This window comes from Sphingomonas canadensis, assembly GCF_026013525.1.
Lineage (GTDB): Bacteria > Pseudomonadota > Alphaproteobacteria > Sphingomonadales > Sphingomonadaceae > Sphingomonas > Sphingomonas canadensis.
In genome coordinates, this window is sequence record NZ_JAPDRA010000004.1 from 250,892 (window position 1) to 264,535 (window position 13,644).

The following is a 13,644-nucleotide window of genomic DNA, read 5'->3' on the forward strand; positions in this document are numbered from 1 at the left end:
GAGGGTGCGGAGGGGCCGGAAACCCGCAGCGCCGGAGGCCGCGGGGCCGGGCTGAAAGCTTGAAATCCCGCCATTCCTCCCGATTCGGGACGGCACTGTAGCGCAATTGCAACACCGCTGGGACAAATCCCGCGCTGCGGCGCAATGTTGCTTGCATGCCGCACCCAACTGCTCTTTCCATGTCCGCTTCAGGCATTCCGCCTGTAGGGGCTATCAACGATGAAATTAACGCGATTGTTGGGCGCGACCGCCATTGCCGGTTCGCTCCTGCTGATCCCTTCGGTTGCATTCGCTCAGGACGACTCGGCGGCTGCATCGCAGGATGAGGGAGCCTCCTCGGAGGAAGCCGCGGACGAGCCGATCGTCGTTGTGGGTTCGCGCATCAAGCGCGACACCTTCAACCTTCCGGAACCCGTCACCGTCATCACCAAGGCGGAAGCCACCCTCGCTGGCTTCAATTCGACCACCAATGCGCTGCAGAGCACTGCCGTCACCAACGGTGCGTCGCAGATCAATAACGCTTACGGCGGTTACGTGACCAACGGCGGCCCGGGCGCGAACACCCTGTCGCTGCGCGGCCTGGGCGCGACTCGCACGCTGATCATGCTCAACGGCCGTCGCGTTGCCCCGGCCGGTTCGCGCGGCTCGGTCGGCTCGGCCGACCTGAACGTGCTGCCGACCGCGATCATCAACCGCATCGAGGTGCTGAAGGCCGGCGCGTCGTCGATCTATGGTTCGGACGCGGTTGCGGGCGTCGTCAACATCGTGACCGAAACGAAGTTCGAAGGCATCACCCTCGAAGCCCAGCATAACGTTACCGAAGAAGGCGGCGGCAACGAGATGCGCTATGCCGCGGTGTTCGGCTTCAACGGTGATCGCTTCAGCGTCGCCGGGTCGCTCGAATATTACAAGCGCGACGAGCTCACCTGGGGCCAGCGCGACTGGATGCAGTGCCAGACCCAGTACCGGATGACCTCCAATGGCAGCCGCGTTCCGGGCTCGGGCGATGCGATCGACCCCCTGACCGGCAAATCCAAGTGCTATCCCACCGGCAGCACCGGCGAGAGCGGCGTTACGGTCAACACCATCGGCACCAACGGCGTCTCGGGCGCGGCCGTCGCGCTCGCACCGGGCGTCCCGGCTGGCTACGCTGGCACTTGCAACCGCTTCCGTCCGAAGGCGGGCGCAGGCGGCGGCATCCCGGGTTATGAATGCGTCGGCGGCGGCTCGATCGGCCTCAATGTCCGTGATACGTTCGACCAGCGGATGCTGAACCAGTCGCTGTACTCGCCTGCCGAGATCCTGACCGGGTATCTGCAGGGCAGCTACAAGATGAACGCGCTGGGCGATGCCGAGATCTACGTCGAAGCGCTGTTCAATCGCCGTAAGTCGGAGCAGAACGGTTTCCGCCAGTTCACGCTCGACTATCTGAAGGGCAGCCCGCTGATCCCGGCGGAACTGCAGTTCAGCACCTTCGGCGCCGCGGGCACCTCGACCGCGAACCCGTCGTCGGTGATCGGCGTCCGTGCCTTCACCGCCTATGGCAACTACAACAACCGCCAGCAGGTTGATTTCGCGAAGCTGGGCGGCGGTATCCGTGGCGATCTGCCTGCGGGCTGGAGCTACGACTTCTACGTGTCGAAGACCTGGTCGGACGCGGATTACACGACCGACCTGATTCTGACCGATCGCCTCGGCCAGTCGATGGACGTCGTTGCCTCGGGTGGCGGCTTTGCCTGCCGCGACACCACCGGCGGCTGCATCGCGGCCCCGGCGCTGACGGCGTCCGTCGTCGGTGGCAACTTCCCGGCGGCTTGGTTCAATTATGTCACCGATCCGGTGACCGGCGTGACCAAGTACAGCGAGTCCGTGGCCAACCTGACGTTCACCGGCCCGCTGTTCACGCTGCCGGGTGGTGATCTGCAGGTCGCGCTCGGCGGTGAATTCCGCCGCTCGTCGATCAGCGATCAGCCTTCGCCGGAGAGCGTTCGCGGCAACCTGTACGGCTTCACATCGTCGCAGCCGACCGTCGGCACCGACGAGGTGTGGGAACTGTTCGGCGAAATCGATGCGCCGCTGCTCCGCGAGGTGCCGTTCGTTTACGATCTGTCGATCAACGCTTCGGGCCGCTACACCCATTACCGTTCGTACGGCGGCGATGAGACCTACAAGCTCGGCGCGGTTTACGCTCCGGTCAAGTGGCTCAGCTTCCGCGGCAGCTACGGCACGTCCTATCGTGCCCCGGCGCTGTTCGAGCAGTATCTGGGCGCGACCTCGGGCTTCCTGTCGCAGACCGTCGATCCGTGCTACAACTACGGCGCGGGCTTCGCAGCGACCGATACGCGCTACATCAACTGCGCGTCGGAAGGTCTTGCACCCGACTTCCTGCAGACCAGCAGCGTCACCACCTTCGCCGGCGGCGGCAGCGCCACGGGCCTGAAGGCGGAAACGTCGACCAACTGGTCGGTTGGCGGTGTGCTGCGTCTCGATGGCGGCATGGATGCATGGGGCAATCTGTCGTTCGCGGCGGATTACTTCTCGATCGTCGTCAAGAACGGTGTCGCGCGCGCTGGTGCGTCGGGCATCGCTTCGCTTTGCTACGATGATCCGCAGTTCCGTGCAGGCGGCGGCTATTGCAACCTGATCACTCGTAACTCGGTGACCAAGGCTCTGACGATCAACGACAACTATGTGAACCTGTCGGAAGATCGCGTTCGGGGTATTGACTTCAATCTGCGCTATCAGCGCCAGGTTGGTCCGGGCCAGCTCCTGCTGAATGTCGCGGCCACGAAGTACTACTCGCAGGCCAACCGCCTGTTCCCGACCGATCCGCTCGATGAGTACAACGGTTCGCTGAACTCCCCGGATTGGACCGGCACCCTGGACGCGACCTATCGCTGGGACATCGTGACCCTGCGTTACGGCCTCGACTATATCAAGGGCCAGCAGAGCTATGACCTGTACGGTCTGAACCCTGCGACCACGCCCTATTATTTCGAGACCCCGGACGTGTTCTATCACCAGGCTTCGGTTCAGGTTGCCCTCAGCAACTATCAGCTCACGATGGGTGTCCGGAACCTGACCAACAAGACGCCTCCGTCGATCTCGTCTGGCGCTTACAACCGCGTGGGCAATGCCCCGCTGTACAGTGGCTACGACTATCTGGGCCGTACGTTCTTCGTGAACGCCTCGGTTCACTTCTGATCGCCGGCTAGCTTCGGCTGGCAATAGGCAAAATTGGGCTGGCCGGTCTAACGACCGGCCAGCCTTTTTGTTGGGCGCCGCACATCTGGCCCACCCGGAACATCGGCCTCTTGGGCTGGCCAAATCGCGATGCGTGAGACAAATCGCTCCGATCGGCTTCCGGCCGTGTTAAGCCGGGAACGGATCTCCCCGATCATACTGATGTGCTTCGTGGCGTCGGCCGGGATGACAGCACACACTGCCACTGGCGCCGAGGAAAGCGGCTGCGGAGCGCTATCCGCACTGGCATCGCAAGACGGCCACACTGGTCGCCGGGCCTGCGCCTGACCGGCATGAACGCGCAGATAAGGCTCGACGGGCCGGTCAACGGCGACTGGTTCGGGCCACATGCTCGTGCGAGGTCTGCAGCGCGACGGGCGATGTGGACAATCTGTCCAGGGACAGGCGCGCCGGCGCCCGCGAGGCGATCAAGGCCGGCGAACCAACCGTCAGTGGATCATTGGCGCTCATCGGCGGACTCTCCGACATCTTCCGGTCGCTAGAGTGCGCCAACTATTTCAGAACCTGCGGATATGACCCGAAATAAACGCCAATCGCTTTCAACGCGCGGGGCAGCGCTCAGCCCTCCGCCGGCCTGCTCTTCAGGCCGAACAGCGTCACCACCAGCGCCATCGCCACCACCGCGAACGTATACCACAGCCCGGCATAGGGATCGCCGGTGCGCGCTATGATGTACTGGCTGATGAACGGCAGGAAACCGCCGAAATAGCCCGTGCCGATGTGATAGGGGATCGACATCGAGCTGTAGCGGATGCGCGAGGGGAACATCTCCGTCAGCAGCGCCGCCACCGGGCCATAGGTCGCGCCCGAAAGCGCCATCAGCACCAGGATGGCGCCAAAGATGATCACGATGTTGCGCGCCGGCGGCACCTGTTTCGCAAGATCATATCCCGCCGCCTTCAACGCCGCATCGAGCCCCGCCGGGCTCACATCCTCCACCCGCGCGCCGCCGATCGTGACGTCGAGCGCGGAGGCCTGGGCCTTGGTATAGGCCACGCCCTTTTTCGAGAAATAGTCGAGCAGCTTGCCGCACGCTTCCGGCTGCACCGATGCGAACGGATCATAGCTGCAATGCGGGCCGGAAACGACAACCGGCGCCCGTTCCGCGGCCGCGGCCAGCCCGGGGTTCGCCGCGCTGCCGATCACCCAGAAGGCCGGGAACAGCGCCGCCAGCGTCAGCGCATAACCCCAGACGATCGGCTTCTTGCGCCCGATCCTGTCCGAAAGGCTGCCGAACCAGACGAAGAAGAACAGCCCGGCGAAGGCCGCCGCGCCGGTGATGAGCTGCGCTGTCGTCTCGTCCACGCGCTGCGGCCCGGTGAGGAACGACAGGACCGAGAACATCGAAGTGTACCAGATCACCGTCAGCCCCGCGGCGATTCCGAACAGCGCCACGAACAGCCGCCCCAGATTGCCCGGATAGGTGAAGCTCTCGACGAACGGATTGCTCGCGGTCTCGCCCGCTTCCTTCATCGCCTTGAACACCGGACTCTCGGACAGCTTCAGCCGCATCCAGAGCGACACGAGCAGCAGCAGGATCGAGAACAGGAACGGCGCGCGCCAGCCCCAGGAATCCCAGACGCCGCCAAGCGCCATCTTGAACAGCAGCACCACGGCCAGGCTGAGGATGAAGCCGCCCACCACGCTCGCCTGGATATAGCCGGTGTGATAGCCGGCACGCCCGTCGCTGGAATGTTCGGCGACATAGATCGCCGCGCCGCCATATTCGCCGCCCAGCGCCAGCCCCTGGGCGATGCGCAGCAGGATGATCAGCACCGGCGCCGCCGCGCCGATCACGGCATATCCGGGGATCAGCCCGATCCCCGCGGTTGCCACGCCCATCAGCGTGATGGTGACCAGGAAGGTGTATTTCCGGCCCAGCCGGTCGCCCAGATAGCCGAACAGGATCGCGCCCAGCGGCCGGAAGCCGAAACCGACGGCAAAGGTGGCCCAGGCCAGCAGCGTCGCCAGCATCTCGTTATCGGACGGGAAGAAGGTGCGGCCCAGGATGCCGGTGGTGGTCAGCGTGCCCCAGATGAAGAAATCATACCATTCGAAGATCGTGCCGAGCGACGATGCGCTGATCACCAGCCGCATCTCCTTGGCCGTCGGCTCCGCCGCACCAGCCGCGCCCTGTGCTTCCGAGCCCATTGCGATCCCCCTCCCCCTTGTTTCTGAAACATTACCGCAGTGATCCGCAACGGCAAGGGCGGCGCGCGGCGGCTCCCGTCAGGCGAGCAGGATGCGCAGCAACGCGGTGTCGGTGAACTGCACCAGCGAGCGGACCTTGCCCTCCGGCGTGAACTCCCAGAAGTCGCAAAGTTCGGTGTTCGCGATGCTGGCCGCGCCGGTGGAGAAGGTGATGCGCCAGTGCAGCGCGGCGCGCAGCCCTTCCACGATCGCGGTCACGCGCTCGGCCTCGTGGAACTGGAAGATATCGATCAGCCGCCCCACCGCCTCATGCATGTCCGATACGCCCGCGGGCACGCGCGGCAGCATGCTGGCCCCGATCAGTTGATAGGTGGCGTCATCGGCCCACATCGCATCCAGCGCGGCCATGTCGCCGCGGGTCCGCGCGGCATAGGCCGTATCGATCCTTTGCAGGATCGCCTCCCGATCAAGCATCCCCGATATTCTCCCCCCGCGCAGGGGCTTATCACAGATCGAAAGCGCACGGGAAGACGACGCCGGAGCCGTAAGAAAGTCCCACGCTGCGTCAAATACTTCGCCTCGACCGCTTTAATTCTAAGCCGAAACAAATAAATATTGTATCGCTGAAGGCGAGTCTTCGATTCGCAGGCAATACAACAGGAGAGGTCATGAATCAGCCCAGCTCAGGTTATGTGGCGGCAACCGACACGATCAGTTGGATCGACACGAGCGGAAATTTGCACATCCGCGTCTATTCCAGCGACGGCAACAATGTCAGCGAGCGCTGCGCCGATACGGGATCGGCTGGATGGACGACCGGATCCTTCCTGAAGCCGGGCGGAATGGTCTCCGCAACCGTGTGGCAGGACTCGGCCGGCGCGCATATCCGCGTCTATTGCACGGCGATGGGCACCACCACCGAATGGTGCAGCGATCCGGGAACGCCGGGCTGGACCCAGGGCAGCTACACCCCGGCATGATCCGGGGCGCGGCACGGGGGCGGCTCCGCGCCCGTGCCGCGCCCGCTCAATCGAGGTTGGGGCGCAGCAGCCGCTCCGCCACCTCCAGGCTGACGCCGCGGCGCACGGCATATTCGGCGAGCTGATCGCGCCCGATACGCGCAACGCCGAAATATTCCGCGTCCGGATGCCCGAAGTAAAAGCCGGAGACCGCCGCGGTGGGCAGCATCGCATAGCTTTCGGTCAGGCTGATGCCGGTGCGATGATGCGCGTCCAGCATCTTGAACAGGATCGGCTTCAGGCTGTGCTCGGGGCAGGCCGGATAACCGGGCGCCGGGCGGATGCCGCGATACTGCTCCTTGATCAGCGCCGCATTGTCGAGCTGTTCGCCCTCGGCATAGCCCCACAGCGACTTGCGGACATATTGGTGCAGCCGCTCCGCGAACGCCTCCGCCAGCCGGTCCGCCAGCGCCTTCAGCAGGATGTCCGAATAATCGTCCAGCGCCGCCTTGAAGCGCGCCAGATGCGGCTCGATGCCGTGGATCGACACCGCGAAGCCGCCGATCCAGTCGCCGTCCGGGCTGATGAAATCGGCCAGGCACATATTCGCCCGCCCCTCGCGCTTGGCGACCTGCTGGCGCAGGAAGGGGATGCGGACATGCTCCTCGTCCTCCACGTGGACGATCACGTCGTCGCCCTCGCGCCGGCAAGGCCACAGGCCCGCGACGCCACGCGCGGTGAGCCACTTCTCGGCGATGATGCGGTCCAGCATCTTCTCCGCGTCGGCGAACAGCGAACGCGCGCTTTCGCCGACGACCGCGTCGTCGAGGATCGCGGGATAATTGCCCGCCAGCTCCCAGGCGCGGAAGAAGGGCGTCCAATCGATATACTGGCGCAGGTTAGCCAGATCCCAGTCGGGAAACTCATGCACGCCCGGCAGGATCGGCTTGGGCGGCTTCAGCGAGGGATCGTAGGCGAAGGCATTGGCGCGCGCATCCTCGATCGGCAGCAGCTCGCTCTGCCCCTTGCCCTCGCGCGCGGCGCGCACCTGGGCATATTCGCCGGACACCTTGGCGACGAAGCCGTCGCGCCCGGTATCGCTGACCAGCGTGGTGGCGACGCCCACCGCGCGGCTGGCGTCGAGCACATGGACCACCGGCCCCTTATAGGCCGGATCGATCCGGAGCGCGGTATGCACGCGGCTGGTGGTGGCGCCGCCGATCAGCAGCGGCAGCGTCATTTCGGCACGCTGCATCTCTTCCGCCACCGTGACCATCTCGTCGAGCGAGGGAGTGATCAGGCCCGAAAGGCCGATCATGTCCGCGTCATTCTCGTTCGCGGCCTCCAGGATCTTGGTCCACGGGACCATCACGCCCAGATCGATCACCTCGAAGCCGTTGCACTGAAGCACCACGCCGACGATGTTCTTGCCGATATCGTGGACGTCGCCCTTCACGGTCGCCATCACGATCCGGCCCTTGCCCTTGGCACCCTCCTCCTTTTCGGCCTCGATAAAGGGGAGGAGGTGGGCGACCGCCTTCTTCATCACGCGGGCGGACTTCACCACCTGGGGCAGGAACATCTTGCCCGATCCGAACAGGTCGCCGACCACGTTCATCCCGTCCATCAGCGGCCCTTCGATCACCTCGATCGGGCGGGCGAAGGTCAGGCGGCACTCCTCGGTATCCTCCACCACATGCGCGTCGATGCCCTTGACCAGCGCATGTTCCAGCCGCCTGGCGACCGGCCAGCCGCGCCATTCGGCGGCCTGCTTCTCTGCCACGGCATCGGTGCCGCGATAGCGCTCGGCCAGCGCCACCAGCCGCTCGCCCGCATCGGGATCGCGATTGAGCACCACATCCTCGCACGCGGTGCGCAGCTCGGGATCGATCGTGTCATAGATGTCGATCTGGCCGGCGTTGACGATCGCCATGTCCAGCCCGGCACGGATCGCGTGATACAGGAACACGCTGTGCATCGCGCGGCGCACCGGCTCGTTGCCGCGGAAGCTGAAGCTCAGGTTGGACAGGCCGCCGGAAATGTGGACATGCGGACAGCGCGCCTTGATCTCCCTGCACGCCTCGATGAAGTCCACGCCATAGTTGTTGTGCTCCTCGATTCCCGTCGCCACGGCGAAGATGTTGGGATCGAAGATGATATCCTCGGGCGGGAAGCCGATGCCGGTCAGCACCTTGTAGGCGCGTTCGCAGATCTCGACCTTGCGGGTGAGCGTGTCGGCCTGGCCCTTCTCGTCGAACGCCATGACGACCACGGCCGCGCCATAGGCCATGCACTTGCGGGCATGCGCGATGAAGGCGTCCTCGCCCTCCTTCATGCTGATCGAATTGACGATCGGCTTGCCGGAAACGCACTTCAGCCCCGCCTCGATCACCTGCCATTTGGAGCTGTCGATCATCACCGGCACGCGCGCGATATCGGGCTCGGCGGCGATCAGCTTCAGGAAGGTCGTCATCGCCTCGACGGCGTCGAGCAGGCCTTCGTCCATGTTGACGTCGACGATCTGGGCGCCGTTCTCCACCTGCTGGCGCGCGACCTCCACCGCCTTGGGATAGTCGCCCGCCATGATCAGCTTCTTGAACGCGGCGGATCCGGTAACGTTGGTGCGCTCACCGACGTTGACGAACTGGGCAGTGGCTTGGGTCATCGGCTTTCTTTCTCCCTCTCCCCCTTCAGGGGGAGAGGGCCGGGGAGAGGGGGGAGTCATGGAGAGTTGGCCGCACCGCCCCTCTCCCAGCCCTCTCCTCCCGAAGGGGGAGAGGGCTATAGAAGTCATGCCGCCATCGTCATCGGCTCCAGCCCGGCCAGGCGCGTGCGCACCTCCGGCACCGGCATCGCGCGCGGCGGCAGCCCCTGCACCGTGCGGGCGATCGCCGCGATATGCTCGGGCGTCGATCCGCAGCAGCCGCCCAGGATGTTCACCTGCCCCGCATCGGCCCATTCGCGCACCAGCGCCGCGGTCTGATCGGGAAGCTCGTCATACTGGCCCAGCTCGTTGGGCAGGCCGGCGTTGGGATAGACCATGATCAGCGTGTCGGCGATCTTGCTCAGCTCCGCGACATGCGGGCGGAGCTGCTCCGCGCCGAACGAGCAGTTGAGCCCGATCGTCACCGGCCGCGCATGCCGCACCGCATACCAGAAGGCCTCGACGGTGTGTCCGGAAAGGTTGCGGCCCGAAAGATCGGTGAGCGTCATCGACAGCATGATCGGCAGATCGCGGCCCAGCGCCTCGCCCGCCTCGATCGCGGCCATGATGCCCGCCTTGGCGTTCAGCGTGTCGAACACCGTTTCGATCAGGATGAAATCCACGCCGCCTTCCACCAGCGCGTCGATCTGCTCGCGATAGACCTGCTTCAGATAGTCGAAATCGATCTCGCGATAGCCGGGATCGTTGACGTCGGGGCTGAGCGACAGCGTCTTGTTGGTCGGACCGATCGCGCCGGCCACGAAGCGTGGGCGGCCGTCCTGCCGCTGGAATTCGTCCGCGGCCTCCCGCGCCACCGAAGCAGCGGCGACGTTGATCTCGCGCACCAGATCCTCCGCGCCATAATCGGCCTGGCTGATGCGATTGGCGGAGAAGGTGTTGGTGGAAACGATATCCGATCCGGCCTTGAAATAGGCGCGGGTGATGTCGGCGATCACATCGCGGTTGGTGAGCGCCAGGATGTCGTTGTTGCCCTTCTGGTCGCGGCCGAGCGAGAGGCCGGCGGCATAATCCGCCTCGGTCAGCCCGCGCTTCTGAATCTCGGTCCCGAAGGCGCCGTCGGTGATCAGGATGCGCTTCGCCGCTTCGGCGAGCAGGGTTTCGCGTGGGGTCATCGCAGGTTCCTCACGCCGCCGCCGCCTGCGCCGCCGCCTTGGGGCGCAGCCCCAGCAGGTGGCAGATGGCGTAGCTCAGCTCGGCGCGGTTGAGCGTGTAGAAATGGAAGGCGCGGACGCCGCCGGCATAGAGCTTGCGGCACAGCTCCGCCGCGATCGTCGCGGCGATGAGCTGGCGCGCGGCGGGGTGATCGTCCAGCCCGTCGAACAGCCGCGCCATCCACGGCGGGATGCCGGTGCCGCAGGCGGTGGCGAACTTGCGCGTCTGGGCGAAGTTGGAGACGGGCAGGATGCCCGGCACGATCTCCGCCGTGATCCCCGCCGCCGCCGCCGCATCGCGGAAGCGGAAGAAGACCTCCGGCGAGAAGAAGAACTGGCACAGCGCGCGCGTGGCGCCCGCGTCCAGCTTGCGCTTCAGATTATCGAGATCGGCGGCCAGGTCCGGCGATTCGGGATGCTGCTCCGGATAGGCCGCGACCGAGATGTCGAACGGGTGCAGCTTCGCCAGCGCCTCGACCAGCTCGGCCGCGCCGCGGAAGCCCTGCGGATGCGGCTGGAACTGCTGCCCCAGCACCGGGGGATCGCCGCGCAGCGCAACGATGCGGCGCACGCCCGCCTGCCAGAAGCCGTCGGCAACCGCGAGCACATCGTCGCGCGCCGCCTCGACACAGGTCAGGTGCGCGGCGGCTGGGATGCCGGTTTCCGCCGCGATGCGCGCCACGGTGCCATGCGTGCGATCGCGCGTGGTGCCGCCGGCGCCATAGGTTACCGATGCGAAGCGCGGGCCGAGCGGCTCCAGCGTCTTCACCGCCTCCCACATGCTCGCCTCGGCCGCCTCGTTCTTGGGCGGGAAGAACTCGAACGACACCGCCGCATCGCCGCCGACGTCCGCAAACAACGGGGCATCGAGCGCGCGCCGCGCCTCCTCAAGCTGGCTTACCGTGATACTCATGCCGCCTTCACTCGCTTTCCTTCGCCTCCGGTCTTGCGTCCAAGCCACAGCTTGACGGTCAGTTCGCCGCCCTCGAGCGTCTCCACGAGCACGGGCGACAGGCCCTGCGCCTCGAACCAGCCCAGGATCTGCTCGTCGGAAAAGCCCAGGCGGGCATGCGCGTTGCGCGTGCGCAGATCCTCGCGCTCATGCGGCGCGAAATCGACGATCAGCAACCGCCCGCCGGGGCTCAGCACCCGCGCGGCCTCGGCGATCGCGGCGCCCGGCTGCTGCGCGAAATGGAGCACGTGATGCAGGATCGCGGCGTCCGCCCCGGCATCGGCCAGCGGCAGCGCGTAGAGATCGGCCTGGCGCAGCTCCGCATTGGCGAGCCCGCGCTCCGACAGCTTGGCGCGCGCCAGCCGCAGCATCTCCGGCGAACGATCGATGCCCAGCGCGTGATCCGCCTGGGGCGCGAACAGCTCCAGCATGCGGCCCGTGCCCGTGCCGATGTCTATCAGGCGGCCGATCGGCGTATCGCCCAGCGCGCGGGCCATCGCCGCCTCGACCCGCTCCTCGGCGATGTGGAGCGATCGCATCGCGTCCCACTCGCCGGCATGCGCCTCGAACCATTCGGCAGCGGCGGCCGCGCGATCGGCGCGCACCGCCGCCAGCCGCGCCTCGTCCGCCACGGCCCAGTGATCGGGCTCGTTCCACGCATCCAGCGCGGCCAGCACCGGGCCGGTCCGATCGCCCTCCCCCAGCGCGACGAACACCCAGCTCCCCTCCTTGCGCCGCTCGGCCAGGCCCGCGTCGCACAGGATCTTCACATGCCGGCTGACGCGCGGCTGGCTCTGCGCCAGAACCTGCGCCAGCTCGCCCACCGAAAGCTCCATCTTGCGCAGCAGCGCGAGAATGCGGAGCCGGGTCGGGTCCGCCAGCGCGCGAAAGATGTCGAGGGCCGTACTCATGACATATAGAGACATAAAGATATCTTTATATCCTGTCAACGCGGTTGCGCCCGTCCGCTTCGCCGGATAGCCAGAACGCCCTGGAAAATCGGAGCAATCGATCCATGCGAAAGGCGATCCTGATCCCCGCCGCCGCGCTTGCGGCGCTGGCGCTTTCGGCCTGCGGCGGCGCCCGCAACGAAGCGAACGAGGCCGCCGAGACGCTGGCCGGCGACAGCAACACGATGAGCGAGGCGGACGGCGACGTGAAGGCCGCCACCGACGCCGCGTTCAACGACGCGATGGGCAGCTATTCCGGCAACACCGCGGGGCTGGACACCAGCGTGCCCGACGGCAACGAAATCGACGAGTGATCCGCGCGGCGATCCTGCTCGGGCTGGCCGCCATCGCGCTGGCGGGCTGCGGATCGGACAGCGATCCCGGCCCCGGCGGCGTGACCGCGGGCGAGGCCCGGCAGCTCGACGCAGCCGCCGCCGCGACCGACATCAACGCGATCGGCGCCAACGACACGGAGGACGCCCGATGAACGCCAACCGCGCGCTGGGCAGCAGCGATCTGGTCACCCCGCCGCTGGTGCTGGGCGGCAATGTGTTCGGGTGGACCGCGGACAAGGCCGAAAGCTTCCGCATCCTCGATCGCTTCGCCGAATGCGGCGGCATGCTGGTCGATACCGCCGACGTCTATTCGGCATGGGTCCCCGGCCATGCGGGCGGCGAATCGGAAACCGTGATCGGCGACTGGCTCGCCGCTTCGGGCCAGCGCGGAAAGGTCGCCATCGCCACCAAGGTTGGGATGCTGGCGGGTGAGGGCGGCGCAGGGCTGGCCCCCGCGCGCATCGCCGCCGCCTGCGATGCTTCGCTGCGCCGGCTGGGCGTCGAACGGATCGACCTCTATTTCGCGCATTGCGACGATCCGTCGGTGCCCCAGGCCGAGGTGCTGGGCGCGTTCCAGCGGCTGATCGAGGCCGGCAAGGTGCGCAACCTGGGCGCGTCCAACTTCAAGGCGGCCCGGCTGAAATCCGCGCTGGACCTCGCCACGCGCGAAGGGCTGCCGCATTATCGCGTGCTCCAGCCCGAGTATAATCTGGTCAGCCGCAGCCATTTCGAGGGCGAGCTGCAGGATCTGTGCGTGACGCACAACATCGGCGCCGTCCCCTATTTCGGACTCGCCACCGGCTTCCTGACCGGCAAGTACCGCACCGCCGAGGATGCGGCGAAAAGCCCGCGCGGCTTCAAGGCGGCGGGATGGCTGAAGACCAAGACCGCGATCCTGCCCGAGATGGACCGGGTGGCCGCCGAAACCGGCGCCACGCTGTCGCAGATCGCGCTCGCCTGGCTCGCAGCGCAGCCGGGCGTGACCGCGCCGATCGCCAGCGCGACCAGCGTCACCCAGCTCGACGAACTGATGGGCTGCATCGATCTGGCGCTGACCCGCGATCAGATCGATCGCCTGACCGCCGCGGGTGCGGTGGGGGCCGAACAGGAACCGCTGCCGCCGTCGCTGCCCGATAAGGAAACCGCGGAATAGCCGC

The 13,644-nt window shown here is 66.3% G+C and carries 11 protein-coding genes and 1 pseudogene; 6 read left to right on the plus strand and 6 right to left on the minus strand.

All coding sequences use genetic code 11. The features are described from left to right. The first annotated feature begins 237 nt into the window (after window positions 1-237). Both OM513_RS10855 and OM513_RS10860 read left to right on the plus strand, forming a co-directional pair. On the plus strand, window positions 238-3,204 hold the full coding sequence (locus OM513_RS10855) for a TonB-dependent receptor plug domain-containing protein (protein WP_264944246.1): 2,967 nt from the start codon (window positions 238-240) through the stop codon (window positions 3,202-3,204). A 233-nt stretch (window positions 3,205-3,437) separates the two neighbouring features. Beyond that, window positions 3,438-3,790 (plus strand): annotated as a pseudogene (locus OM513_RS10860) (IS630 family transposase); the annotation flags it as partial. 32 nt (window positions 3,791-3,822) lie between these two features. Here the strand turns inward: OM513_RS10860 and OM513_RS10865 are convergent. Both OM513_RS10865 and OM513_RS10870 read right to left on the minus strand, forming a co-directional pair. Next, a complete protein-coding gene (locus tag OM513_RS10865) occupies window positions 3,823-5,415 on the minus strand; it encodes an MFS transporter (protein WP_264944248.1) in 1,593 nt (530 codons plus the stop codon). Window positions 5,416-5,493: 78 nt separating this feature from the next. Then, the gene (locus tag OM513_RS10870; protein ID WP_264944249.1) at window positions 5,494-5,889 is read right to left on the minus strand and encodes a nuclear transport factor 2 family protein; all 396 of its coding nucleotides are present in this window, start codon (window positions 5,887-5,889) and stop codon (window positions 5,494-5,496) included. A 194-nt stretch (window positions 5,890-6,083) separates the two neighbouring features. On the opposite strand from OM513_RS10870, the gene OM513_RS10875 reads away from it, so the two are divergent. Next, window positions 6,084-6,395 carry a fucose-binding lectin gene (locus OM513_RS10875; protein ID WP_264944250.1) on the plus strand — a complete coding sequence of 104 codons (312 nt, stop codon included), beginning with the start codon at window positions 6,084-6,086 and terminating at the stop codon, window positions 6,393-6,395. A 46-nt stretch (window positions 6,396-6,441) separates the two neighbouring features. Here OM513_RS10875 and metH read toward each other — a convergent pair whose 3' ends face one another. From metH to OM513_RS10895, 4 genes are all read right to left on the minus strand, one after another. After that, window positions 6,442-9,039: a methionine synthase gene (gene metH, locus OM513_RS10880; RefSeq protein WP_264944251.1), complete on the minus strand. Its 2,598-nt coding sequence runs from the start codon at window positions 9,037-9,039 to the stop codon at window positions 6,442-6,444. Window positions 9,040-9,164: 125 nt separating this feature from the next. Beyond that, window positions 9,165-10,211 (minus strand): homocysteine S-methyltransferase family protein, encoded by a 1,047-nt coding sequence (locus OM513_RS10885; protein ID WP_264944253.1) that lies wholly within the window; start codon window positions 10,209-10,211, stop codon window positions 9,165-9,167. Between the two features lie 10 nt (window positions 10,212-10,221). Further along, on the minus strand, window positions 10,222-11,163 hold the full coding sequence (gene metF, locus OM513_RS10890; RefSeq protein WP_264944255.1) for a methylenetetrahydrofolate reductase [NAD(P)H]: 942 nt from the start codon (window positions 11,161-11,163) through the stop codon (window positions 10,222-10,224). Then, window positions 11,160-12,113: an ArsR/SmtB family transcription factor gene (locus OM513_RS10895; protein WP_264944256.1), complete on the minus strand. Its 954-nt coding sequence runs from the start codon at window positions 12,111-12,113 to the stop codon at window positions 11,160-11,162. The genes metF and OM513_RS10895 overlap by 4 nt, the downstream gene beginning before the upstream one ends. A 104-nt stretch (window positions 12,114-12,217) precedes the next feature. Between OM513_RS10895 and OM513_RS10900 the strand changes: the two genes are divergently transcribed. The 3 genes from OM513_RS10900 to OM513_RS10910 are packed head-to-tail and all read left to right on the plus strand — an operon-like array spanning window position 12,218 to window position 13,640. Beyond that, window positions 12,218-12,466 (plus strand): hypothetical protein, encoded by a 249-nt coding sequence (locus tag OM513_RS10900; protein WP_264944257.1) that lies wholly within the window; start codon window positions 12,218-12,220, stop codon window positions 12,464-12,466. Then, window positions 12,463-12,639 (plus strand): hypothetical protein, encoded by a 177-nt coding sequence (locus tag OM513_RS10905; protein WP_264944259.1) that lies wholly within the window; start codon window positions 12,463-12,465, stop codon window positions 12,637-12,639. The genes OM513_RS10900 and OM513_RS10905 overlap by 4 nt, the downstream gene beginning before the upstream one ends. Beyond that, on the plus strand, window positions 12,636-13,640 hold the full coding sequence (locus OM513_RS10910) for an aldo/keto reductase (RefSeq protein WP_264944261.1): 1,005 nt from the start codon (window positions 12,636-12,638) through the stop codon (window positions 13,638-13,640). Before OM513_RS10905 ends, OM513_RS10910 begins: the two co-directional genes overlap by 4 nt. Window positions 13,641-13,644: the final 4 nt, after the last annotated feature.